General features: G+C 70.6%; 21 protein-coding genes. 13 read left to right on the forward strand and 8 right to left on the reverse strand.

Features of this window, described 5'->3' with window-relative positions:
• Positions 1–26: 26 nt before the first annotated feature.
• Positions 27–698, forward strand: coding sequence for a CocE/NonD family hydrolase (locus tag OHT57_RS41955; RefSeq protein ID WP_328752186.1), 672 nt, complete (start codon positions 27–29; stop codon positions 696–698).
• 281 nt (positions 699–979) lie between these two features.
• Here OHT57_RS41955 and OHT57_RS41960 read toward each other — a convergent pair whose 3' ends face one another.
• Positions 980–1,372 carry a nuclear transport factor 2 family protein gene (locus OHT57_RS41960; protein WP_328752187.1) on the reverse strand — a complete coding sequence of 131 codons (393 nt, stop codon included), beginning with the start codon at positions 1,370–1,372 and terminating at the stop codon, positions 980–982.
• A gap of 126 nt (positions 1,373–1,498) precedes the next feature.
• Between OHT57_RS41960 and OHT57_RS41965 the strand changes: the two genes are divergently transcribed.
• A complete protein-coding gene (locus OHT57_RS41965; RefSeq protein WP_328752188.1) occupies positions 1,499–2,074 on the forward strand; it encodes a PadR family transcriptional regulator in 576 nt (191 codons plus the stop codon).
• An 84-nt stretch (positions 2,075–2,158) separates the two neighbouring features.
• Here OHT57_RS41965 and OHT57_RS41970 read toward each other — a convergent pair whose 3' ends face one another.
• Together OHT57_RS41970 and OHT57_RS41975 are read right to left on the reverse strand one after the other, a co-directional pair.
• Entirely contained in the window at positions 2,159–3,457 is a 1,299-nt protein-coding gene (locus tag OHT57_RS41970; protein ID WP_328752189.1) for a DUF3533 domain-containing protein, read from the reverse strand.
• A 66-nt stretch (positions 3,458–3,523) separates the two neighbouring features.
• A complete protein-coding gene (locus tag OHT57_RS41975) occupies positions 3,524–4,330 on the reverse strand; it encodes an SGNH/GDSL hydrolase family protein (protein WP_328752190.1) in 807 nt (268 codons plus the stop codon).
• Positions 4,331–5,260: 930 nt separating this feature from the next.
• Here OHT57_RS41975 and panD point away from each other — a divergent pair.
• Positions 5,261–5,680: an aspartate 1-decarboxylase gene (gene panD, locus OHT57_RS41980; protein WP_328752191.1), complete on the forward strand. Its 420-nt coding sequence runs from the start codon at positions 5,261–5,263 to the stop codon at positions 5,678–5,680.
• A 38-nt stretch (positions 5,681–5,718) separates the two neighbouring features.
• Positions 5,719–6,069 carry a GNAT family N-acetyltransferase gene (locus OHT57_RS41985; RefSeq protein ID WP_328752192.1) on the forward strand — a complete coding sequence of 117 codons (351 nt, stop codon included), beginning with the start codon at positions 5,719–5,721 and terminating at the stop codon, positions 6,067–6,069.
• A 346-nt stretch (positions 6,070–6,415) separates the two neighbouring features.
• On the opposite strand, the gene gndA is transcribed toward OHT57_RS41985, so the two are convergent.
• Positions 6,416–7,855, reverse strand: a complete 1,440-nt coding sequence (gndA, locus tag OHT57_RS41990) for an NADP-dependent phosphogluconate dehydrogenase (RefSeq protein WP_328752193.1) — start codon at positions 7,853–7,855, stop codon at positions 6,416–6,418.
• A 266-nt stretch (positions 7,856–8,121) separates the two neighbouring features.
• Between gndA and OHT57_RS41995 the strand changes: the two genes are divergently transcribed.
• Positions 8,122–9,288, forward strand: coding sequence for a transglycosylase family protein (locus OHT57_RS41995; protein ID WP_328752195.1), 1,167 nt, complete (start codon positions 8,122–8,124; stop codon positions 9,286–9,288).
• Here OHT57_RS41995 and OHT57_RS42000 read toward each other — a convergent pair.
• Positions 9,278–10,543 (reverse strand): DMT family transporter, encoded by a 1,266-nt coding sequence (locus tag OHT57_RS42000; protein ID WP_328752196.1) that lies wholly within the window; start codon positions 10,541–10,543, stop codon positions 9,278–9,280. The genes OHT57_RS41995 and OHT57_RS42000 overlap by 11 nt on opposite strands.
• Before the next feature lie 210 nt (positions 10,544–10,753).
• On the opposite strand from OHT57_RS42000, the gene OHT57_RS42005 reads away from it, so the two are divergent.
• From OHT57_RS42005 to OHT57_RS42025, 5 genes are all read left to right on the forward strand, one after another.
• A complete protein-coding gene (locus OHT57_RS42005; protein WP_328752197.1) occupies positions 10,754–11,497 on the forward strand; it encodes a (2Fe-2S)-binding protein in 744 nt (247 codons plus the stop codon).
• A gap of 37 nt (positions 11,498–11,534) precedes the next feature.
• Complete coding sequence (gene glgA / locus OHT57_RS42010) at positions 11,535–12,701, forward strand: glycogen synthase (RefSeq protein ID WP_328752198.1); 1,167 nt, start codon at positions 11,535–11,537, stop codon at positions 12,699–12,701.
• 49 nt (positions 12,702–12,750) lie between these two features.
• Positions 12,751–13,971 carry a glucose-1-phosphate adenylyltransferase gene (gene glgC, locus OHT57_RS42015; RefSeq protein WP_328752199.1) on the forward strand — a complete coding sequence of 407 codons (1,221 nt, stop codon included), beginning with the start codon at positions 12,751–12,753 and terminating at the stop codon, positions 13,969–13,971.
• Between the two features lie 290 nt (positions 13,972–14,261).
• Positions 14,262–15,590, forward strand: a complete 1,329-nt coding sequence (locus OHT57_RS42020; RefSeq protein ID WP_328752200.1) for a wax ester/triacylglycerol synthase family O-acyltransferase — start codon at positions 14,262–14,264, stop codon at positions 15,588–15,590.
• Between the two features lie 105 nt (positions 15,591–15,695).
• The gene (locus tag OHT57_RS42025; protein ID WP_328752201.1) at positions 15,696–17,216 is read left to right on the forward strand and encodes an SDR family NAD(P)-dependent oxidoreductase; all 1,521 of its coding nucleotides are present in this window, start codon (positions 15,696–15,698) and stop codon (positions 17,214–17,216) included.
• A gap of 67 nt (positions 17,217–17,283) precedes the next feature.
• On the opposite strand, the gene OHT57_RS42030 is transcribed toward OHT57_RS42025, so the two are convergent.
• A complete protein-coding gene (locus OHT57_RS42030) occupies positions 17,284–18,090 on the reverse strand; it encodes an SDR family oxidoreductase (RefSeq protein ID WP_328752202.1) in 807 nt (268 codons plus the stop codon).
• A gap of 25 nt (positions 18,091–18,115) precedes the next feature.
• Positions 18,116–18,511: a hypothetical protein gene (locus OHT57_RS42035; RefSeq protein ID WP_328752203.1), complete on the reverse strand. Its 396-nt coding sequence runs from the start codon at positions 18,509–18,511 to the stop codon at positions 18,116–18,118.
• Between the two features lie 472 nt (positions 18,512–18,983).
• Between OHT57_RS42035 and OHT57_RS42040 the strand changes: the two genes are divergently transcribed.
• Both OHT57_RS42040 and OHT57_RS42045 read left to right on the forward strand, forming a co-directional pair.
• Positions 18,984–19,157, forward strand: coding sequence for a hypothetical protein (locus tag OHT57_RS42040; protein ID WP_328752204.1), 174 nt, complete (start codon positions 18,984–18,986; stop codon positions 19,155–19,157).
• Between the two features lie 51 nt (positions 19,158–19,208).
• Positions 19,209–19,691, forward strand: coding sequence for a GNAT family N-acetyltransferase (locus tag OHT57_RS42045; RefSeq protein WP_328752205.1), 483 nt, complete (start codon positions 19,209–19,211; stop codon positions 19,689–19,691).
• Positions 19,692–19,700: 9 nt separating this feature from the next.
• On the opposite strand, the gene OHT57_RS42050 is transcribed toward OHT57_RS42045, so the two are convergent.
• Positions 19,701–21,044 (reverse strand): amidase, encoded by a 1,344-nt coding sequence (locus OHT57_RS42050; RefSeq protein WP_328752206.1) that lies wholly within the window; start codon positions 21,042–21,044, stop codon positions 19,701–19,703.
• Between the two features lie 248 nt (positions 21,045–21,292).
• Here OHT57_RS42050 and OHT57_RS42055 point away from each other — a divergent pair, with 248 nt between their 5' ends.
• Positions 21,293–23,119: a family 20 glycosylhydrolase gene (locus OHT57_RS42055; RefSeq protein WP_328752207.1), complete on the forward strand. Its 1,827-nt coding sequence runs from the start codon at positions 21,293–21,295 to the stop codon at positions 23,117–23,119.
• Positions 23,120–23,130: the final 11 nt, after the last annotated feature.

The following is a 23,130-nucleotide window of genomic DNA, read 5'->3' on the forward strand; positions in this document are numbered from 1 at the left end:
AGGCTCTGGAGCCGGACACCGGCCAGGTGCTGCTGTTCGTCATGGGCGTCAACCAGTGGCGCGAGGAGACGGAATGGCCCCTGTCCCGCGCCGTGGACACCGACTTCCACCTGCGCGCCGACGGACACCTGACCCCTGAACCGCCGTCCACCGGCGAGCTGCCCGACAAGTTCACCTACGACCCCATGAACCCGGTACTCACCACCGGCGGAGCGCTCCTGCTGTCTGACGAGTTCCGTCCCGGTCCGCTCGACCAGACGGCCTTGGAGACGCGCGAGGACGTCCTGGTCTTCACCACCGCACCGCTCACCGAGGACGTCGAGGTGACCGGCCGCGTCAAGGCAGTGCTCTTCGCCGCCACGGACGGACCCTCGACCGACTGGGTGGCACGACTGTGCGACGTCGACGAGAACGGTGTCTCCCGCAATGTGGCCGACGGCATCGTGCGGGTGCGTGCGGCGACACCGGGCGAGGCGGCCGAGAATGTCGTGGACCTGTGGTCGACCAGCATCGTCTTCCGGGCTGGTCACCGGATTCGGGTCCAGGTCACCTCCAGCAACTCCCCCCGCTGGGACCGGAATCTCAACACGGGTGAACCCGAGGAAACCGCGACCACGGGCCGGGTGGCCCGCCAGCAGGTCTTCCACGACCCCGCATGCCCCTCGCGCATCGTCCTGCCCGTGGTGCCTTCAGCCTGACCGGGAGCGATGGGAGAGCCCGCCGATCCGTTGCTCCGGTGGGCAAGGGCGCCGAAGTAGCCATGCCGGCTCGGTCGAAGCGCCGCAGGCGTCCTTCGGCGGAGGCGATGACCTCCCAGGGGCGCCTGCCCCTCGGCAAACGCCGCGGTGAAGATTCCTCGGTCGGCAGACCGACCAGGTTCCGCTCGACCGGCCTGCGATGACGCGGCCGGATCCGGAGGGGGCGACCATCCGGCGTTGCCCCGCGCCGATGACCACCGCGTCGAAGTCTGTCGTCGTGGTTACCGTTCGGCGGCCTCTCGGGCGATCTGCTCGAACTGGGCGCCCATGGCCTCGCCGAGCGCCTGGGCGGCGGAGAGCGGGCGCACCATCACCGTGAACTCGTCGATCTTCCCGTCGTCGTCGAAGTGCAGGAAGTCGCATCCCTGGAGCTGCTTGCCGGCCACAGTGGCGGTGAAGACGAAGGCGTGATCGCGGCCGTCGGAATTGGCGATCTCACGGACGTAGGTGAAGTCCTCGAAGACCCGCAGCACGCCGCGCAGGATCGCCGCGGTGATCGCCTTGCCCGGGTACGGCTTGAAGGTGACGGGGCTGGTGAAGACGACGTCGTCAGCCAGCAGAGCGGACACGGCGTCCAGGTCGCGGCTCTCGACGGCCTTGCGGAAGGGATGCATGAGCCCACCTCCAATATGCAAAAATGTGAATAGGTGTGTTAGAGAATAGAGGGCCCGCTAGTTCTTGTCTACGGGGGAGTACGTGACTATCAGTCACGTTGTTGATTAATCTGTTAGCGTGCATCCATGGCTTTGCGGAACGCGGTGATGGCCGCGCTGTTGAAGGGCGAGGCGTCCGGGTACGACCTCGCGAAGGCGTTCGATGCGACGGTCGCCAACTTCTGGATGTCGACACCTCAGCAGCTCTACCGGGAGCTGGATCGCATGGAGGCCGAAGGACTCGTCACGGCCCGCGTCGTCGAGCAGAAGCGCCGCCCCAACAAGCGACTGTTCTCCTTGACGGAGGCCGGGCGGAAGGCCGTCCACGCCTACACCGCCGAACCCTTGGGTAAGCCGGCGGTGATTCGGGACGAGTTGCTTGTCAAGGTGCAGTGCCTGGACGCGGGCGACATGGAAGCGGTCCGGACCGCCATCGCCGAGCGCATGGAGTGGGCCGCCGCCAAGCTGGCCCGCTACGAGCAGCTCCGGCAGCGCCTGCTCGACGGGCGCTCCGAGGAGGCGTACTTCGCCGAGGCCGAGCGCATCGGCCCGTATCTCACCCTGCTGCGCGGGATGTCGTTCGAGCGGGAGAACCTCCAGTGGGGGGACGTGGCGCTGCGCAGGATCGAGCAGCGCACAGCGGCACAGCGGGCCGACGGCTGACAGCGACGACCCCACCTGCGCGATCAGTCACGAAAGTGGGGGTGGGGCGATCGTGCCCGACTCCACCCCTCACCGGTCGTCGGACTATGCCCGGGCGAGGAGCGGCTGCGGTTCCTCGTCGGCGGGAATGCGATGGAGTCCCCTGCGGTCGTAGAACCGGGTCACGCCGAAGCCGAAGAGGCCTGCGACCGCGAGTCCCACGCCCAGCATCACCCAGCCCCGGGTCAGACCCGCGTCGGCCTGGGCGTCGTAGTAGAGGATCGAGCGGACGGCGCCCGTGATCTGGCGCAGGGGCTCGAACTCGCCGAGGACGCGGTAGAAACCGGGGAGGGCTTGGAGGGGGACCGTGGCGCCGGACGTCGGTACCGCCATGGCGATGTAGAAGATCGTGATGAACAGCATCCCCGGCGTGCCGAACACAGCGAGCAGTCCGAGCCCGCCGATGCCGACAACCGCGATCGTGCACACGGAGAAGAGCCACAGCAGGGGCAGGTGAGAGGCGTCCATGCCCATGATGCCCACCGCACCGGCCAGGGCCAGGCTGCCCATGAGCAGGGACAGACCGATCATGAGCGTGCTACTGATGGCCAGGGTCTGGACGCGAGTCGCGCGCAGCAGCGGGTTGTGGACCCGCAACGGGCCCATGTCGCTGTGGGTGTAGCCGAGGGCGAGGTCCACCTGACCGCTGATGACGTTGGCGGCGAGCATGCCGCAGACGACGAGGACGAGGGAGTAGTAGAAGGCACTCAGACCGAGGCCGCTGTGCGAGTCGAGCGGATGTCCGTCCTCGATCTGCACCACGGCCGGGTCGGCCAACAGCAGGCGCGCGGCAGCGGGCAGCTGGGCCTGCGCGGCCTCGGCCTGAGCGGTCAGCTGCTCACCCACCTGCGCGGAGGCCGACTGTGCGGCCGTCGTCGTGGCCTGCCGCGCCATGCTCGACCCCACGCTGCCGGCGGACTGGTTGGTCAGCACGGTGAGTGTCGGGCGGACGGGCTTGCCGGCCACCCCGGGGCCGGTGAGGGCGGCGACAGTGGCGGTGAAGTCACGGGGCACGACGAGCGCGCCGAACAACTTGCCCTTGCCCAGTTCCTCCTTCATCTCCTCCTCGTCCATCAGCTTCCAGTCGATCCTGTCTCCGCCCTGGGACGACTTCTTGATCGACTGGGTGATCTGTGTACCGAGGTCGGTCTGCTTGCCACCGACCTTCGCCCCCTCATCGGCGCTGACCAGGCCGACGGGCAGCTTGTGCAGGTGACCTGCAGGGTCGATGTTGGCGCCGACGTAGAACACCGTGAACAGCAGTGCCACGAAGCCCACGATGACGCCGTTGACGGTCCACAGACGCTTCGCGCGCAGGACGCGGAAGGGGTGGGCGTTACTCATTTCCAGCTCCGGTACGAGGAAGAGAGAAGTGCAGGAGGAGCCGCCGGCGTCGTCGCGGGCGGAGCCTCATACGGCTGAGGGGGTGTCCCCGGTGGACGCGGCCACCGGAAGCAGGGTCGGCCGCTTGGCCTGGCGGCCGTCGCCGGAGGAGCGGCCACGCAGGCGGCGGCCGACCCAGGGGCCGAGGAAGGTGCCGGCCCAGCGCAGTTCGGCACCCACGGTCCTCCAGCCGGAGATGTCTGTTCTCTCGGCCGGAAGGGGGAGGGTCCATGTGTCGTCGCTGTCCGGCAGACCGAGCGCCTGGGCCACGGCAGCCGCGATGCGCGCGTGCCCCAGCGGGCCGGCGTGCAGCCGGTCAGCACTCCACAACCGCGGATCGGTCGCCGCCGCGTGCGCGGCCGTCTCCGCCACCACCACCCCGTGGCGGTCGGCGGCCTCCCGGATGCGCGTGTTGAGTGCGAGAACACGGTGACTGATCGGGCGGGCCAACGGCGTGATACGCCCGACATCGGGAAACATGAGGGTCGCGACGGTGGCGCCCTGCGCGGTGAGGGCGGCGAACATCGCCTCGACATTGCCGGCCACCTCGTCGAGGTCGCAGCCCGGGCGCAACACGTCGTTGACCCCGGCCACCACGGTGGCGAGGTCGGGCCGCATCGCGAGCGCCGGAGCCAGCTGCTCGGCGCGCACCTGACCGGCCTTACGGCCACGCACCGCGAGGTTGGCGTAGCGCAGTCCGGGGCTGTGGCAGGCGACCTGCTCGGCGAGCCGGTCCGCCCAGCCCCGAAGGCCACGGACGTCGTCGCCGTCCCCGAGCCCCTCGGTGTGACTGTCACCCAGGGCGACATAGCTCAGATACCCACTGCTCGACACGGGTCGACCGCCTCTCGCCAACGCTGCTGATGGAAGTGGCACACGGCCATCGCTAAACAACTAGGCACCTAGTCGCATTGTTGAATATGACGATAGCTGCAGGCTCACCTTCCTGCAAAGTGACGCCGCTCAGGCAGGAGCTGAGGCCGTCGAGGGCGTCCACCGCCGCAGTCCACCGCCTTGTCCCGCGTCGGCCTCACCGCCCATTCCCTCTTCAGGCCTGAGCGCCGGCCACGGTCTGCGTCGGCATCTGAGCGCCCAGATCGTCAACGGCATGCACAACGAGGACGCGGTCGGCTTCACCATCGCCCGCCGTTTCGCGCCGAACCGCCCGTACCGGGTCACCTTCAACGGTGGCGTCCACGGCCCGGGCGGCAACGCCTGCTGTCAGGCCGCCATGCCCCCGGCTCATCTCCGGCTATTAAGAGCCGGGGACGGAGTTCACCCGGCCGATCCGGCCAGGAGGGCCCCGTCGCGGCGGCCGGATGCTCGGAGCGGGACCTGCCGAGGGGTCAGACGAGGGAAATAACGACCGACTTGGCCCTCGTGTACGCCCGCAGCGCCTCCCGGCCCGGATTCGCGTCCGTAGGCCATTGGTCGTGCGGGGGAGCAGCGTGCTGGTCGGTCATGGTCCCCTGCCTCACCGCCGATGACCCCAGTTCGCAACTTGCTCTGGACCTCTCGACCTACCTGACGACTCGTCAGATAAGTCAGCATTCCATCAGCAATGGACCGAGGCAGTCTTCCGTCCGTGCTCCCGGTCGACGGCTTCGTGGCAGCCGGTCGCGCAGATCGCGCAGGTGAGAAGCCCTGCTCCCCACGGTGCACGATGTTGTACGAGTTCTTCGAGTCGAAGGCGTGCGGATGTACAGTGAAGACCGCCCTTGACCTGCACAAAGCAGGCAGGGAGCCGTCCTACAGGAGTCCAAAGTGCTGCGTACCCTGTTCAAGTCCAAGATCCACCGAGCCACCGTCACCCAGGCCGACCTGCATTACGTGGGATCGGTGACCATCGACGCGGACCTTCTCGACGCCGCCGATCTGCTGCCCGGTGAGCTCGTCCACATCGTCGACATCACCAACGGCGCCCGGCTGGAGACGTACGTCATCGAGGGCGAACGCGGGTCGGGTGTGATCGGTATCAACGGTGCCGCCGCCCATCTCGTCAACCCCGGCGATCTGGTGATCATCATCAGTTACGCTCAGGTGACCGACGCCGAGGCGCGGGCACTGCGACCCCGGGTCGTGCACGTGGACCGCGACAACCGCATCGTGGCCCTGGGCGCCGATCCGTCCGAGCCGGTGCCGGGGTCGGACCAGGAGCGCAGCCCGCAGTCGGTGCCGGCCTGACCCTGCTGCTCGACGACCTTCGGACCAGGAGCGTGCCCATGAGCGACATCGAGATCCGCGACGACCGACAGGCCGGGCGCCTGGAGGCCCTCGGTTCCGGGGGAGGCGAAGTCGTCGGCCACATCCAGTACTTCGTCCTCGAATCCCCCGGGCGCGCCCTGGTCCCGGTCCACACCATCGTGGAACCGGCCCACGAGGGAAAGGGCATCGCGGGCTCCCTGGCCCGCGAGCTCTACACCATCGCCGCGCGCGAAGGCGTTGCCGTCGCCCCTCTGTGCCCGTACGTCGTCAAGTGGGCCGAACGCCACCCCGACGAGGCCCCCGCGGCCGACCCGGAACTTCTGCGCGCGGCCAAGGACTGGCTGAGGGCCCACCCCGAGGGCTTCTGAGCCGGTGCCCTCCGACCGGGTGACTGCCGTCGCCGCCCACGGGTACGCGGGGGAGTGATCCAGAGCCGACGTCGACCGACAGGCTGGAGGACACGATGACCAACCCGTATCCCGAACCGGTCCCACCGGGCCCCACCCCGGGCCCGGTCCCGGATCCCCCCTCGCCCCCGGTACCGGCCCCGGATCCCTTCCCGGCCCCGACACCGGACCCGTCTCCCATCCCGCCCGGCCCGGAGCCGCTGCCGGTCCCGGAACCGGGTCCTCCGCTCACCTGAAAGAAGAATGGGGCGGCGTGCGAACGCCGCCCCACTTTCGCACCGCTAGGTGCACACCCGCAGAGGCCCTGCTACGAGGTCACCTCGGACCGGTCGCCACCCCACAACGTGTGGAACGACCCCTCCTGGCCCACCTTCTGATAGGTGTGCGCCCCGAAGAAGTCCCGCTGCCCCTGCGTGAGCGCGGCCGGCAGACGCTCGGCGCGCAGCGCGTCGTAGTAGGCCAGCGCCGCGGAGAACCCGGGCACCGGCACCCCCTGGCGCGTCGCCGCGATGATCACGTCACGCCAGTCGTCCTGCGCCGAGGCGATCTCCTGGGCGAAGGTGTCGTCGGACAGCAGGCTCGGCAGGTCCGCGCGGGTGTCGTAGGCGGCCCGGATGCGGTCCAGGAAGGCCGCGCGGATGATGCAGCCGCCGCGCCAGATCGCGGACACGGCACCCAGGTCGATGTCCCAGTCGTACTCCTCGCGGGCGGCCGAGATCTCGTGGAAGCCCTGCGTGTACGACACGATCTTCGAGGCGTACAGCGCCTGCTCGACGCGGTCCGCGAAGGCGCCGGCCTCGGACTCCGACAGAGGGGACGCCGTGGGTCCGGCGAGACCGCGGGACGCCTCCCGCAGCTCCGCGTGGCCGGACAGGGACCGCGCGAAGACGGCCTCCGCGATGCCGGACACCGGGACACCCAGGTCGAGGGCGATCTGCACGGTCCAGCGACCGGTGCCCTTCTGCTCGGCCTGGTCCACCACGACGTCCACGAACGGCTTGCCCGTCGCCGCGTCCACGTGGGAGAGCACCTCGGCCGTGATCTCGATCAGGTACGAGTCCAGGCGGCCGGTGTTCCAGGTGCGGAAGATGTCGGCGATCTGGGCGGGGGAGTATCCGGCCACGTCCCGCAGCAGCTGGTAGGCCTCGCCGATCAGCTGCATGTCGGCGTACTCGATGCCGTTGTGGACCATCTTCACGAAGTGCCCGGCGCCGTCGGGACCGACGTGCGTCACGCAGGGCGCCCCGTCCGCCGCCTTCGCGGAGATCTTCTCCAGCATCGGGCCGAGAGAGTCGTACGACTCCTTCGGGCCACCCGGCATGATGCTCGGGCCGAGCAGCGCGCCCTCCTCGCCACCGGAGACGCCCATGCCGACGAAGTGGATGCCCTGCTCGCGCAGGTCGCGCTCCCGGCGCCGCGTGTCCGCGAAGTGCGCGTTGCCGCCGTCGATGATCATGTCGCCGGGTTCGAGGAGAGGTGCGAACTCCTGGATCACCGCGTCCGTCGGCTCACCGGCCTTCACCATGATGACCAGCCGGCGCGGCCGCTCGAGGGCAGCCACGAACTCCTTGGCGGTCTCGGCCGCGACGAAGGCGCCCTCGCTGCCGAACTCCTCGACCAGGGCGTGCGTGCGCGAGGCGGTCCGGTTGTGCAGGGCGACCGTGTAGCCGTTGCGGGCGAAGTTACGGGCCAGGTTGCGGCCCATCACCGCGAGGCCCGTGACGCCGATCTGCGCTGTTGTGCTCATACCGCCTGCTCCCAAAAGATCCTGTGGATCGCGTAGGTCATGTATCGCTGCTGCCGTGCTTGTCAGTATCGTCCACCGGTCATCCTGGCCTGTCGGGGGACCGTCCGCACACCAGGGATACGGCTCGCGCTCCTCTTTGCGTTCAGCCGGGACGGCGGTTCGGCGCGTGGCCGCAGGCGGCTGGTTGCCGTCTTGTCATGGCCTGTTCGTAGCGCTTACTTTTGCCCCTCCTGGCGCATCACGTATGTCGTAGGGGGAGGCCCTTCATGGCCGTACGCGGCCGGCACCGCCGGTATCAGCCGAACAGGATCAACCGCGCATCGCTCACCGTCACGGCGGGCGGCGTCGGCATCGCGGTTCCGCTCATCGGCACCGGCACGGCCCACGCGGCCGACGTGGACACCTGGAACAAGGTCGCCGCGTGCGAGTCCAGCCACAACTGGAGCATCAACACCGGCAACGGCTACTACGGCGGGCTCCAGTTCACCCAGTCCACCTGGGAGGCGTACGGCGGCACCCGGTACGCGGCGCGCGCCGATCTGGCCACCAAGGACCAGCAGATCGCCGTGGCGGAGAAGGTGCTGGACGGACAGGGTCCGGGCGCCTGGCCGGCCTGCTCGGTGCGGGCCGGGCTCACCCGCGGCGGCTCCGCCCCGGACGTACACCCCGCCGGGACCACGGGCACGACCAGGAAAAAGGTCTCCGTTCAGGACGTCCAGCCGCAGACCACACCCCAGTCCCGGGCCGGGACCGCCGAGATGTACACCGTGGTCCGCGGCGACTCGCTCTCCGGGATCGCCGACGCCCAGAAGGTCCGGGGCGGCTGGCGGGGCCTGTATGCCGCCAACCGGAAGACCGTCGGCACCGACCCCGACCTGATCCTGCCCGGGCAGCGGCTCGCCCTGCGCGCCACCGCGGGCTCGGCCACCACCGCCGACACCACCTCGACGAAGAAGTCCTCCTCCGACACCGGCAAGGCGACGAAGAGGTCCACAGACACGGGTAAGGCGACGAGGAAGGCCACGGACACGGGCCTCATCGCCCCCGTGAACGCCTCCCTCGGTACCGCCTACCGCCAGGCGGGCTCCGCCTGGTCGAAGGGCTACCACACCGGCGTCGACTTCCCGGTCCCCACCGGGACCACCGTGAAGGCGGTGGCGGCCGGAACGGTGGTCAGCTCCGGCTGGGGCGGATCCTTCGGATACCAGGTGGTGATCCGGCACGCCGACGGCCGCTACACGCAGTACGCCCACCTGTCCGCGATCTCCGTGAAGTCGGGGCAGAGCGTGGGTGGCGGGCAGCGCATCGGCCGGTCGGGCTCCACCGGCAACAGCTCGGGCCCGCATCTGCACTTCGAGGTGCGGACGGGGCCCGGCTTCGGTACCGACATCGACCCGCTGGCCTATCTCAGGAGCGGCGGCGTCAGGATTTGACACGCATACGGTGCCGGTCGAGTACCGGCATCGGGAAGTACGCGGAGCCGTAGAAGGGGCCGTAGTACGCCGGGGGCTCCTCACCAGGCTCCAGGTGCTCCGGTGCGGGACCGTCCGACGACGCCGCTTCCGGTGAGGCGGGTGCCGGGACGAGCAGTTCCTCGCGCAGGGCGGCGACCTTCTCGGCGAGCACGCCCTCCCGTAGCGACGGTTCCGCTCCGTGTGAGTCGGGGGCCGGGACGAGCAGTTCCTGGCGCAGGGCGGCGACCTTCTCGCTGAGCACGCCCGCCCGTAGCGACGGTTCCGCTCCGGCGTGCTCCTCGGCGAAGTCGGCCTCGCGCAGTGCAGCGGAGGCCGGCTCCTGGACGGGCGCCGGGACGAACACGTCCGCGCGGTCGGCGGCCGCGGGCTGCGGCTCGGCGTGGGTGCGCTGGAGCCGCTCCGTCGTCAGCAGGATCAGGCCGCCCGCCGCCACCACACCGCAGCCCAGGGCGAGCATGGTGCCCGTGGCGCCGTAGCGGAAGGTTTCGCCGAACATCGTGATGCCGACTGCTGCCGCCACCACCGGGTTCACGACCGTCAGCGTGGCCAGCGGAGCCGCGAGTCCCGCACCGCGGTAGGAGGCCTGCGACAGCATCAGGCCTGCCGTGGCCAGGACGCCGATCGCGGCCAGCGCGGGCAGGTCCGCCGTCGACACGCCGCCGGTCCAGTCGACGGCGACCGTCTTGGTGAACACCGAGGACATGCCGAACGCTATGCCGGACGCGGTCGCGAGCAGCACGCTGCGCACCACCGGGTGCCGGTGCGCGGCCCGGCCCGCGATCATCAGAGCGACCACCGCGGCGGCCGTCACCAGCCCGGCGAACACCCGCTGGGCCGTGCTCAGCGACTGCGCGTCGGAGGTGCCCACCAGGGAGAGCAGACCGGCCAGACCCACCGTCGCCATGATCGCGCCCCGATAGGCGGTGGCCCCGGCCTTGCGGTTCACGAACAGCGCGGCCATCGGCAGCGCGAACACGATCGTCAGGGCGCCCAGCGGCTGGACCAGGCTGAGCGGGCCGTAGGCGAGCGCCACCACGTGCAGCAGTCCGCCGAGGCCGTTGAGTGCGACCGCCGCCCACCAGCCCGGCCGGCGCAGCGGCGCGAACTGCTCGTCGGGGTGCGACACCGCGACCTGCTCCTGCACGATCGCTCCGCCCGCGTAGGCGACGGCGGAGACGAGGGAGAGGAGCACGGACAACGCGAGGGCACTCATGAGCTGCTCCTCTGCGTGAGGCGGGGGCTGGCTGCCCGGCGCGACGAACGGTCGTCTTCCATGAACAACACGATGCCCGGAAAAGTTCTTCCCGTCGTCGTACCTGAGCAGGCAATGGGTCCTACTGCCGATGGAGTACAAAAGGGTCCGTGTCCTCCCCAAGACGGGTGACACGGGGTGGAGGCCCCCTGGTGGACACCCCTAGGGGACTTGGTACTACTGCTGGTCGTGGACCTGAACCCGGATCTGGCGGCGCTGCGACCGCTCGGCGCCTTCTTCGTACTACGGACGATCGGCGACACTCCCGGGGCATCGCACCCGGCGCTGCCGACCCTCGCACAAGTCTACGAGAACCAGGCGTCGGATGTTTACCGAAATTCCATGACTTTTCGTGTTCGGAAGGTCGCCGACGCCCTGAACGCCCCCGAGTTGCGGATCGCCGCCTCCATCGCCCATCAGGGGCTCGTGGCGCGGCTGTGGTCGGTGGCGCTCGGCTGTGCGGTCCTGTACGGCCGGATCCCCGACCTCGCCCCGGACCGGCTGCACTGGGACCCCGACGCGAGCGCGCCCGACGACCTGTGGCTGGACGGGATGCGGCCGCTCCCGGGCGATGCCGGGACGATCGCCGACGTCGTCCTGCACGGTCACCTCGAACCGCTGACGGCAGCGCTGCAGGCCGAGTACCGGCTCGCCACCGGCCTGCTGTGGGGAAACGCCGCCTCGGCACTCGCGGGCGCCGCCCGTCAGCTGGACCGCCGCACGGACCTCTCCGCCCCGGCCCGCGGTCTCGCGGCGGAGCTCCTCGCCCACCCCCTGCTCGCCGGCACGCTCGACGACAGCACCCTCCGGCGCCGCAGTTGCTGTCTGTACTACCGGTTGCCGGGCGGTGGCGTGTGCGGTGACTGTTGCTTCACACGAGCCCCGCGCTCTTCCCCAGGCGGCTCATCTGGGTGACCATGAAGTCGACCAGCTGCTGAGAAGGGGGTTCTGGGTGCGTGTGGGCCTACTGACCCGGGAGTACCCGCCGGACGTGTACGGCGGCGCGGGTGTCCATGTCGAGTTCCTCGCCCGGGAGCTGAGAGCCCTCGTCGACCTGGAGGTGCACTGCTGGGGTGAGGTCTCCGTGAAGGAGAGGGCGGCCGGCGTCATCCGGCACCGGCCCTGGTCGGCGCTCGACACCGCCAACGACGCCCTGCGCACCTTCTCCGTGGACCTCTCCATGGCCGCGGGTCTCGAAGACCGCGAGCTGGTCCACTCCCACACCTGGTACGCCAACCTCGCCGGCCACCTCGGCAAACTCCTGCACGGCATCCCGCACGTGATGACCGCCCACTCCCTGGAGCCCCTGCGCCCCTGGAAGGCCGAACAGCTCGGCGGTGGATACGCGCTGTCGAGCTGGGCCGAGCGCACCGCGATCGAGTCCGCCGACGCGGTGATCGCCGTCTCCGGAGCCATGCGTGAGGACATCCTCGGCTGCTACCCGGCACTGGATCCGGCCAAGGTCCACATCGTGCACAACGGCATCGACACCGCCCTCTACCGTCCCGACCACGGCACGGAGGTACTGGACCGCATCGGTCTGGACCGGGATCGTCCGTTCGTGCTGTTCGTCGGCCGCATCACCCGGCAGAAGGGTGTGCCGCACCTGATGCGCGCGGTACGGGACATCGACCCGGCGGCGCAGGTCGTGCTGTGCGCGGGCGCCCCGGACACCCCCGAGATCGACCGGGAGTTCCGGGAGCTCTTCGAGGAGCTGAGCCGAGTCCGTGAGGGCGTGCACTGGATCCCGCAGATGCTGCCGCGCCCCGAGGTCATCCAGCTGCTCACCCACGCGGCGGTGTTCGTCTGCCCCTCGGTCTACGAACCCCTCGGTATCGTCAACCTGGAGGCGATGGCCTGCGGCACTCCCGTCGTCGCCTCCCGGGTCGGCGGAATCCCCGAAGTCGTGGACCACGGCAGGACCGGACTGCTCGTACCCCTCGACGACGGGTTCGAGACCGCCCTCACGCGGGCACTCGACTCCGTGATCGGCGATCCGGAGGCGGCGCGGCGGATGGGTGAGGCGGGACGGGAGCGAGCGGTGGGCGAGTTCGGCTGGGACGCCGTTGCGCGGCGCACGGCCGGGCTATACGAGGAGATCGTCAAACAGGCGTACTAAGCCCCTCGCGAGGGCAGTGATGGGTCAAACCAGGTTGAGGGGAGCGGCCATGCGTCGTGGCGGACCTTCGGTGCTCGGCATCGTACTTGCGGGCGGAGAAGGCAAACGCCTGATGCCCCTGACCACCGACCGCGCCAAACCGGCGGTCACTTTCGGAGGAACGTATCGACTGGTCGACTTCGTCCTGTCCAACCTCGTCAACGGCGACATCATGCGCATCTGCGTCCTCACGCAGTACAAGTCGCACTCGCTGGACCGGCACATCACCACCACCTGGCGGATGTCGAGCCTGCTCGGCAACTACATCACGCCGGTGCCCGCCCAGCAGCGCCTCGGACCGCGCTGGTACCTGGGCAGCGCGGACGCGATCCTGCAGTCGCTGAACCTGATCTACGACGAGCGCCCCGAGTACGTCGCGGTGTTCGGCGCCGACCACGTGTACCGCATGGACCCGCGCCAGATGCTCGCGCAGCACATCGAGTCCGGCGCGGGCGTCACCGTGGCCGGGATCCGGGTCCCGCGCTCCGAGTCCCCGTCGTTCGGGGTGATCTCCCCGGGCTCGGACGGCCTCACGGTGGAGGGCTTCCTGGAGAAGCCCGCCGACCCGCCGGGCCTCGCGGACGACCCGGAGAGCGTGTTCGCCTCGATGGGCAACTACATCTTCACCACCAAGGCCCTGATCGAGGCGCTCCAGCGGGACTCCGAGGAGCCGAACTCCATCCACGACATGGGGGGTTCGATCCTCCCGCAGCTCACCGAGCGCGGCGAGGCCCAGCTCTACGACTTCAGCGCCAACCACGTCCCCGGCGAGACCACCCGCGACCGCGGCTACTGGCGGGACGTGGGCACCCTGGACGCCTACTACGACGCCCACATGGACCTGATCGCCGAGCGCCCCGCCTTCAACCTGTACAACCGGCAGTGGCCCGTCTACACCCACTCCGGCCAGCTCTCCCCGGCCCGCTTCAACGCGGGCGGCATGGCCAGCGAGTCCATCATCAGCGCGGGCTGCCTCATCCGCGGCCAGGTCTCGCGGTCCGTGCTCTCACCCGGCGTCCTGGTCGACCCGGGTGCCGTGGTCCAGGGCTCGGTGCTGCACGACAACGTCAAGATCGGGCGGGGCGCGGTGGTCCGCGGAGCCGTCCTCGACAAGAACGTCGAGGTCCCGCCGGGCGCGACGATCGGTGTGAACCCGGAGCGGGACGCGGAGCTGTACACGGTCTCCAAGGGCGGGGTGATCGCCCTCGGAAAGGGCCAGCTGGTGTCGTAGCCGTCCGTCGACAGCCCCGGTGACCAGCGCACCGGGGCTGTCGACATGTCCCCGGACGTCCAGGGTGAGCGCAACGGGCTGCTCACCTACGACCGGCGGGTCCTGAAACCGGACGCCGGCGGGCTGCGTGACGACTGACGGATGATCACATCCGCACCATGAGTCCCGCCTCTTTCGTAAGGGGCGGGACTTAACCTGACGTTAACTGTGTGTAGCTTGATCGTACTTGACCGTAATCGCCGCGGGGCTGTTGACTGCTTGCTCACCCTTCGTCGACGCGAGGCAAGCCATTGACCTCTGACCTGCTCGCACCTCTCGACCTCGCTTTCTGGAACATGGAATCCGCCGAACACCCGATGCACCTGGGAGCGCTCGGCGTCTTCGCGGCGCACTCGCCCACCGCCGGAGCCCACGCCGCCGACCTGCTCGCAGGCCGGGCCGCCGCGGTGCCGGGGCTCAGGATGCGGATCCAGGACGTGTGGCCGCTCGGCTTCCCGTACGCCTTCGGCGGCGCCGCCCGGGTGCCCGACCCCGGCTTCGACCCGCTGCGGCACGTCCTGCTGCACGCCCCGACCGCGAACTTCCACACCGAGGCCGGCCGACTCATGCAGCGGCCGCTCGACCGCGAACGGCCGCCGTGGGAGGCGCATGTGCTGCCGGGCGAGGACGGCACCTCCTTCGCCGTGCTCTTCAAGTTCCACCACGCCCTGGCCGACGGACTGCGGGCGCTGACGCTCGCCGCCGCCGTCCTGGACCCGATAGACCTGCCCGCGCGCAGGCCGCGTCCCGAGGAGCCGCCCAAGGCCCTGCTGCCGGACGTGCGCAAGCTGCCCGACCTCGTCCGGGGCGTCGTCTCCGACCTGGGCCGCGCCCTCGACATCGGCGCCTCCGTCGCCCTGTCCTCCGTGGGCGTGTGCTCCTCGGAGGCGCTCACCGCCGAGCCCAGCGGCACCCGCCGCACCGCCGGAGTCGTCGTCGACCTCGACGACGTGCACCGCGTCCGCAAGGCGCGGGGCGGCACCGTCAACGACGTCCTGATCGCGGTCGTCGCGGGGGCCCTGCGCAGCTGGCTCGACGAGCGCGGCGACGGCAGTGCGGGCGTCGCGCCCCGGGCGCTGATCCCCGTCTCCAGGCGCCGTCCGCGCACCGCGCACCCTCAGGGCAACCGGCTCTCCGGCTACCTGATGCGGCTTCCGGTCTTCGACCCCGACCCGCTGGCCCGCCTCGACACGGTCCGCACGGCCATGGACCGCAACAAGGACGCGGGCCCCAACCGGGGAGCGGGCGCGGTCGCCCTGCTCGCCGACCACGTCCCGGCCCTCGGCCACCGCCTCGGTGGGCCCCTGGCCGGCCAGGGTGCCAGGCTCTGGTTCGACATCCTCGTCACCAGCGTGCCGCTGCCCGGAATCGGACTGAAGCTCGGCGGGAACCCGGTCACGGAGGTCTACCCCTTCGCCCCGCTCGCCCGTGGCCAGTCGCTCGCGGTCGCCATCTCGACGTACCGCGGACAGGTGCACTACGGCCTCGTCGCCGACGCCGAGGCCGTGCCCGACCTGGACCGGTTCGCCCGGGCGCTGGGCGAGGAGGTGAAGGAACTGCTGACCGCCTGCGGTTCTTGATCGTTCCGCATGTGCGGGCGGGGTCCGGCGCTGAAGTAAAATTTCCTGTTCGACAGGTGGACGCGGCCAGAGGGCCGCGCGGGTGACCAGGGAAACGGCAGCGCGATGACGGTGACAGACGACGGCTCGGCGACGATCACGGACGAGGTCGTGCACGAGCCCGGTGACGAGGTCGTGCACGGCCCCGGCATCGACCCGGAACGACTGGCCGTCTGCCTCGGCGTCCTGGAGGAACTCGACAAGCTGGATGTCGACCACCCCGACGCCATCGCCGTGCGCCGGGCCACCGCGGGCGTCTACCGCACCGTCAAGCAGCGCCGCCGCCAGGACCGCCGGGCCGCCAAGACCGCGCACGACAAGGCGGTCACGGAGGCCACGGCGACCGGCTCGGCCCAGCGCATCGACGACGAGACCGAGGGCATCCTGCCGTCGTCGGTCACCGAGGCGGGCCGGGTCGCGGGGATACTCCAGCGCCCGCGCTCCTGCTACACCTGCAAGACCCGGTACGTCGAGGTCGACTACTTCTACCACCAGCTCTGTCCGGACTGCGCCGCCCTGAACCGCACCAAGCGCGACGTCCGCGCCGACCTCACCGGCAAGCGGGCCCTGCTCACCGGCGGCCGCGCCAAGATCGGCATGTACATCGCGCTGAGGCTGCTGCGCGACGGCGCCCACACCACGATCACCACCCGCTTCCCGAAGGACGCCATCCGCCGCTTCAAGGCCATGGACGACTCCGGGGACTGGATGCACCGCCTGGAGGTCGTCGGCATCGACCTGCGCGACCCGGCGCAGGCCGTGGCCCTCGCCGAGCAGGTCGCCGAGGCGGGGCCGCTCGACATCCTCGTCAACAACGCGACCCAGACCGTACGCCGACTGCCTTCCGCCTACGCCGCGCTGGTCGACGGCGAGAGCGCCCCGCTGCCCGCCGGTGAGCTCCCCGCGCACCACGTCATCGGCGCCTTCGGCTCGGGCGCGGTCGACGGGCTCGCCTCCCTGCCCGCCGGGATCTCCGGCCTCGACGCGCAGCAGGTCGCCGACCTCGCCCTGGTCGCGGGCAACGCCAGCGTCGCCCGGCACCTCGACGGCACCGCCATCGACGCGGGCGGCCTCGTCCCGGACGTCGTCGACAGCAACACCTGGGTGCAGACCATCGAGCAGATCTCCCCGGTGGAGCTCCTCGAGACCCAACTGTGCAACTACACGGCGCCCTTCATCCTGATCAGCGCACTGCGCCCGGCCATGGCCGACGCGGCGCGCAGGGCGACGAGCGGACGCGCCTACATCGTGAACGTCTCGGCGATGGAAGGTGTCTTCGGCCGCGGCTACAAGGGCGCAGGACACCCCAACACCAACGCCGCCAAGGCCGCGATGAACATGGTCACGCGGACCAGCGCCCAGGAGATGTTCCAGAGCGACGGCATCCTCATGACCTCGGTCGACACCGGCTGGATCACCGACGAACGCCCCCACTACGACAAGCTCCGCCTCGCCGAGGAGGGTTTCCACGCCCCCCTCGACCTGGTCGACGGCGCGGCCCGGGTCTACGACCCGATCGTGCGCGGCGAGGTCGGCGAGGACGTGTACGGCGTCTTCCTGAAGGACTACGCGCCCGGCAAGTGGTGAGCCGCCGGCCGTGCGGGTGACCGGCCCCCGCAGGGAACCGTTGCTCGCGGGGGCGTGACAGGGGCCGTCACGGCCGGGGCGGCGCGGCCGAGCGAAGACGGTCATGGACGGCGTACGCCTGAGCGGAGTACGCCGCCCGCACCCGGGTCCCGCCGTCCACCAGCAGATCCGCTCCGGTGATCCACTCGGCCGCGTCCGACGCCAGCCACACCACGGCGCGGGCGATGTCCTCGGGCTCCCCGATCCGCCCGAGGGGCAGCCCCGCCGCGACCTCCTCCTCGCCCGGCTCCCACACGAAACGGGCCATCTCCGTGCGGACGAGCCCGGGGGAGACGGAATTGACCCGCACCCCCGGCGCCAGCTCGCCCGCGAGCTGCTGGGTGAGATGCAACAGGGCGGCCTTGCTCGTGCCGTACGCCCCGACGCGCGGTCCGACATGCCCGGCGCCCTCCGTGCAGACGTTGACCACCGCCCCGCCGTGCTCACGCATCCAGCCGTGCCAGACGCCCTGCACGAGCCGCAGTGCCGCCTCCACGTTGACGGTGAACGCGTCCCGCCAGGCGTCCGGGTCGACGTCCATGAGCAGGCCGTACGGCTGGTTCGTCGCCGCGTTGTTGACGAGGACGTCGATCCGCCCGAACTCGCGCAGGGCGAGTTCCACGAGCGCCCGCACGTGCTCCGGGTCCGCGACATCGCCGGCCAGCCCGATGCCGCCCAGCTCGGCGGCGGTGCGACGGACGTCCGCCGCGTCCCGGGCCGTCACGCACACCAGCGCCCCGGCGTCGGCCAGTTGCCGGGCGACGGCCAGGCCGATGCCGCGGGTGGCACCGGTGACGACCGCGGCCCTCCCGGCCAGTCCGTACGACGACGTCATCGCCGTACCGTCTCATGACGGACCGTCAGTCGACAGACTCCAGACGGGAGTTGTGTGCCGCGACCAGCTCCAGCACCCCGCGCCAGTCCTCCAGGACACCCGCGTCGAACACGGTGGTCCGGCTCTCCTCGGCGGCCTGGCGCAGGCGCTGCAGGTCGTCGTCGGTCGTGGGGCCGTGGTGACGCACCAGCCGGTGGACCCGCCGGCCGAGCAGCGGTCGTACGGCCTCGGCGGTCCGCCAGGCCCGCAGTACCTCGTCGTCCGGGCACAGCAGCTGCCCGATGCCCTGCACGAGCCCCGCCACCTGGAGCTCCTTGTCGGCCGGGCGCCCCCGGCGCAGCAGCGCGGCGGTGCGCAGCGCGTGTTGGTGCCGGCAGGCGTACAGCAGATCCATCAGCTCTTCGATGCTGCGCAGCTCCATACGTCAGACCTTCCATCGGTCCAGCCGTTGCCGTACGCCAGCAGAGCATGGGCGGCTTGCGATCCGGCCAACGGGACCTGAACTGCGTACCTCCGGCCGGTCGAGGAGCCGAGCGACGGTGTAGGCCGTGCGGGTGAACCCCAAACAGCCTGTACCGGGGCGAAATCCACCGGAACATGGCCGAAGTGGGCGGGTGACTCGCAATGGTTACACCATGTTTTCTGCCCCTATCGAGCGCACCCCTGCTCATTTGGTTAATCTGTAGCGGACGGACGGCAGTACGGGGTCCTACCCACACCCACAGTCCGTCCCGGGACAAGCCGGTCACCACGGCCTTCTCTCACCTGAGTTACCGGCGCCACCGCGTCCGAACCCGATCTCGACACAAGACCCGAGCGGACGCCCTGGCACCCGGCCGTAGCAACGGACAGCCTGCGTCCCGAGGGTGAGCCCGACACATAAGGAGTGCGCGGTGACACCGGAGAAGACGAATCGCGATCAATCCACCAAGGAACGCCCGGAGCGTGCGGGCCGACGGCCCGGGGACATCGGCAGTCTCGACGTGTGGGCGCGCTCCGCCCCCATCCGTCTCGCGGGCTACGAGGACGACCTCGCCGAGCCCCACATCCTGCCCAGCGTGGACTGACCGCAGGACCTTCGCGATCGCCGACGGCATGGGCGTGCGAGACTCACGCCCATGCCGATCAGAGAAGCCGGCGCCGACGACTGGCCACGCATCTGGCCCTTCTGGCACCGGATCGTGGCCGCCGGAGAGACCTACACCTGGGACCCCGACACCACCGAAGAAGCCGCGCGGGCCCTGTGGATGAGCCCGGCCAAGCGCGTGTACGTCGTCGAGGACGAGACCGGCGACCTCGTCGCCTCGGCCTACCTCACCCCCAACTACGGCGGCCCGGGCGCCGACATCGCCAACGCCGGCTTCATGGTCGACCCCGACCGGGGCGGCCGCGGCTTCGGCCGCGCGCTCGCCGGGCACATTCTGGCCGCTGCCACGGCGCAGGGCTACCGCGCGATGGTGTTCAACGCCGTCGTCGAGACCAACCCGGCCGTGCAGCTGTGGACCTCGTTCGGCTTCACGATCCTCGGCACCGTGCCGGACGCCTTCGCACACCCCCGGCACGGACGGGTCGGCCTGCACATCATGTACAAGGCCCTCTAGAGCCGGGGCTCAGTCGAGCGGCGCCGTCCGCCGCCAGGGCTGCCGCCGCTCCAGTTCCTCCGCCACCTCCAGCAGCAGCGCCTCCGACCCCGGCCGCGCCACCAGTTGTACGGCGGTGGGGGCGCCCGAGGGAAGGGTCCCGAGCGGCACCGACATGGCCGGCCAGCCGGTGAGGTTCCACGGCGGGGTGAGCGGCGAGTAGTTGGTGTTGGCCAGGACGTTGCGCAGCCAGCCCCGCTCGTGCCAGGGCCCGGCCTCGGGGGAGCGGCGGGCCAGCGCCGGGAGCAGCAGGACGTCGTGCTCGGCGAAGAACGGCTCCAGACGCTCGCGCAGTGCCTGCCGGGCCGTACCCTTGCGCACTCCCTTGACGAAGCGCCGGCCGATCGCCGCGTGCACCCGGGTGCGCCGTGCCAGCAGCCGCGGGTCCAGTCCTGCCGCGTCCACCGAGGTGCCCGCCGTCCAGGTGGCGAGCGAGGTGACGCCCAGCGACAGCGGGTAGGGCGGGTCGGCGCGCCGCACCTGATGCCCCGCCTTGATCAGCAGTGCGGCCGCCTCCCGGACGGCGTTCGCGTACGGCGCGCTGATCGTGACCCCGGCGAGCGGGCTGCGCAGGGACACCGCGACGTCGAGCGTGGCGGGCGCGTCCCGGCGTACGAACCCGGTGTCGGCGATGACCGAAAGCAGCAGCCGGGTGTCCTCGACCGTGGTTGCGAGCGGGCCGTTTTCGGACATGCCGAACCAGTCGCCGTCGCTGATGCCGGCGGGGACCACCCCCGACCCCGCCTTCAGGGTGACGAGGCCGCAGTTGGCCGCCGGGATGCGCAGCGAGCCCATGCCGTCGTTGCCGAGGGCGACCGGGACCAGGCCCGCGGCGACCGCGGCGGCGCTGCCGCCCGATGACCCGCCCGCGGTGCGCGAGGTGTCCCACGGGTTGCGTGCGGTGCCGTGGACGCCCTCCGTGGTGCCGAAGACGCACAGCTCGGGCACGTTCGTCAGGCCCACGACCACCGCACCGGCGGCCCGCAGCCGGGCCACCACGACGTGGTCGGCGTCGGCTGGGGTGTCCGGGGTCGCGGCGGTGCCGACGCGGTTGCTCTCGCCGCGCACGGCGAGGTTGTCCTTGACGGCCACGGGCACCCCGGCCAGCGGGAGTTCGCCCAGGTCACCCCGGGAGCCGACCTCGTCGGCCTCGGCCAGGGCCGCCTCCGCCCGCACCAGCCGGAACGCCCCGATCCGGCCGTCCAGCCGCTCGATCCGGGCGAGGTGCTCGGCCACCACCTCCCGTGGGGTGGCCCGCTTCTCACGGACGGCGGCGGCGATCTCGGCGGCGGTGCGGCCGACCCAGTTGGTCACGTGCGCTCCTTGGGCTACTGGTGAGTACGTGGGGAGAACTCTGCCCGGAGGCGGCCGTCACGTCGAGAGCGCTCGCGCTTGGACATTCGGACCGGTCCTCTTGGACTTTTGGCGGCCCCGAGGTCGAGCGATTGCGACTGACGAGCAGGTCGTCCGATCAATGAGGCAACTCTGGCTACAAACGGCCCCGTTGACAGGTCCAAGGCTCGGCCCAATCATCAGGCCTCCGATGAATAGGGGAGTCGCTCATGAGGAAACGGCTGAGATTCGCCGCCGTCGTGGCGTTGCTGACGCTGCTCCTGGCGCCGGTTCCGGCGGTCGCGCGTGAGGTGGCGGCCCCGCGTCCGCCGGTCACCGTGCCCGCTCTGACGCAGTGGACCGCGGAGCCGGGAAGCTATGCCTACCGTCCCGGGGCCCGGCTCGTCGCGGACGCACCGGCCGAACGTCGGGTCGCCGACACCCTGGCCGGTGATCTGCGGGCGGCCGGGCACGGCACGGTCCCCGTCGTCCGGAGCGGAGCCCGGGCCGGTGACATCGTTATCAACGTCAAGCCGTCCCGGGCCTCCCTCGCCGCCGAGGGCTACGAACTCCGGGCCGGCAGGGGCCTGTCGATCACCGGAGCCACCGAGACCGGCGCCTTCTACGGCACCCGGACCCTCCTCCAGCTCCTCGCCCAGGGCGACCGGATCCCCGCCGGACACACCGTCGACGTGCCGCGCTACAAGGAGCGAGGCGTCGGCGTGTGCGCCTGCTACATTCACGTCTCGCTGCCCTGGCTGGAGAACCTCGTCCGCGAGATGTCCTACAACAAGCTCAACCAGCTGCTCGTGGAACTGAAGGTCAAGAGCGACGCCCACCCCGAGGCCAACACCTGGGGTTACTACACCAAGGACGAGATCCGGCAGCTCGTCGCGCTCGGCGACAGGTACCACGTCGAGATCATCCCCGAGATCAACTCCCCGGGACACATCGACCCGTGGATCGAGAACCGCCCCGACCTCCAGCTCACCGACTCCGACGGCGCCAAGCAGCCCTCGCGGCTCGACATCACCCAGCAGGCCGCCTTCGACTACTACACGAGCCTGATGGACGAGTACGCCCAGGTCTTCACCGCGAAGGCCTGGCACATGGGCGCCGACGAGTACATGCTCGGCTCCGACTTCGCGAAGTACCCGCAGATCCTCCGGTACGCCCAGGAGAAGTACGGTCCGGGCGCCACCCCGCAGGACGCCTTCGTCGACTTCGTCAACCGCGTCCACGACCACGCGGCGAGCAAGGGCGTCAGCCTGCGGATCTGGAACGACGGGCTGACCGGCGCCAACACCGTCCCGGTGAAGACCGACACCACCGTCGAACACTGGCTGGACGTGGCGGTGAAGCCGAGCCGGCTCATCGCGCAGGGCTACTCGGTGATGAACTCCTCGTACTCGCTGTACCTGATCCGCGGAGGTTTCCACAGCGACACCCGGTCGCTGTACGACCAGAGCTGGGACCCGCGCAGCTTCGAGGGCGAGAAACTGACGTCCTCCAAGGGCGTGACCGGGGCGAAGATCAGCCTGTGGCCGGACAACGGGCGCGGTGAGACCGAGAACGAGGTCTCCGTCAGGCTCTGGCCCGCGCTACGGCATGTCGCCCAGGCCACCTGGGGCGATCCGCATCCCGACGCGACCTACCCGGAGTTCGTGGCGCGCGGTACGGCCGTCGGACACGCGCCCGCATGGCGGGACCTGACCCGGGTGCCGGTGGCGGACGGGACGTACTCCTTCGGGCGGTCCTTCACGGCCTCCGTGCAGCGCACGGCGGACGGCTATGCGACCCTCCGGTCGGCGGCCGGCTGCCTCGCGATCAGTGGCGGCAAGCTCACCCTCAACGTGCCGCTGCAGCCCGGTGTCGAGGCGACCTGGGACACCTGCGACGCCACGAACACCCTGCAGCGCTGGGAGTTGGAGCCCGCGGCGGGCGGCTACCGGCTCGTCGACGCGATCACACAGATGGCGCTCACCATCACGGACGACGGCCGGATCGTGCAGTACCCGGCCGATCAACGCACCCCCGCAGTCTGGCACTTGAGCTGAGGAGTTCCCCC

The sequence above is a fragment of the Streptomyces sp. NBC_00285 genome (assembly GCF_036174265.1).
Taxonomy (GTDB): domain Bacteria; phylum Actinomycetota; class Actinomycetes; order Streptomycetales; family Streptomycetaceae; genus Streptomyces.

Coding starts and splice junctions, on each gene's coding strand:
- OHT57_RS41960 (WP_328752187.1), bottom strand. CDS start 1,372: ATGCATCCCTTCCGCAAGGCCGTCGAGAGCCGCGACCTGGACGCCGTG.
- OHT57_RS41965 (WP_328752188.1), top strand. CDS start 1,499: ATGGCTTTGCGGAACGCGGTGATGGCCGCGCTGTTGAAGGGCGAGGCG.
- OHT57_RS41970 (WP_328752189.1), bottom strand. CDS start 3,457: ATGAGTAACGCCCACCCCTTCCGCGTCCTGCGCGCGAAGCGTCTGTGG.
- OHT57_RS41985 (WP_328752192.1), top strand. CDS start 5,719: ATGAGCGACATCGAGATCCGCGACGACCGACAGGCCGGGCGCCTGGAG.
- gndA (WP_328752193.1), bottom strand. CDS start 7,855: ATGAGCACAACAGCGCAGATCGGCGTCACGGGCCTCGCGGTGATGGGC.
- OHT57_RS41995 (WP_328752195.1), top strand. CDS start 8,122: ATGGCCGTACGCGGCCGGCACCGCCGGTATCAGCCGAACAGGATCAAC.
- OHT57_RS42000 (WP_328752196.1), bottom strand. CDS start 10,543: ATGAGTGCCCTCGCGTTGTCCGTGCTCCTCTCCCTCGTCTCCGCCGTC.
- glgC (WP_328752199.1), top strand. CDS start 12,751: ATGCGTCGTGGCGGACCTTCGGTGCTCGGCATCGTACTTGCGGGCGGA.
- OHT57_RS42025 (WP_328752201.1), top strand. CDS start 15,696: ATGACGGTGACAGACGACGGCTCGGCGACGATCACGGACGAGGTCGTG.
- OHT57_RS42030 (WP_328752202.1), bottom strand. CDS start 18,090: ATGACGTCGTCGTACGGACTGGCCGGGAGGGCCGCGGTCGTCACCGGT.
- OHT57_RS42035 (WP_328752203.1), bottom strand. CDS start 18,511: ATGGAGCTGCGCAGCATCGAAGAGCTGATGGATCTGCTGTACGCCTGC.
- OHT57_RS42045 (WP_328752205.1), top strand. CDS start 19,209: ATGCCGATCAGAGAAGCCGGCGCCGACGACTGGCCACGCATCTGGCCC.
- OHT57_RS42055 (WP_328752207.1), top strand. CDS start 21,293: ATGAGGAAACGGCTGAGATTCGCCGCCGTCGTGGCGTTGCTGACGCTG.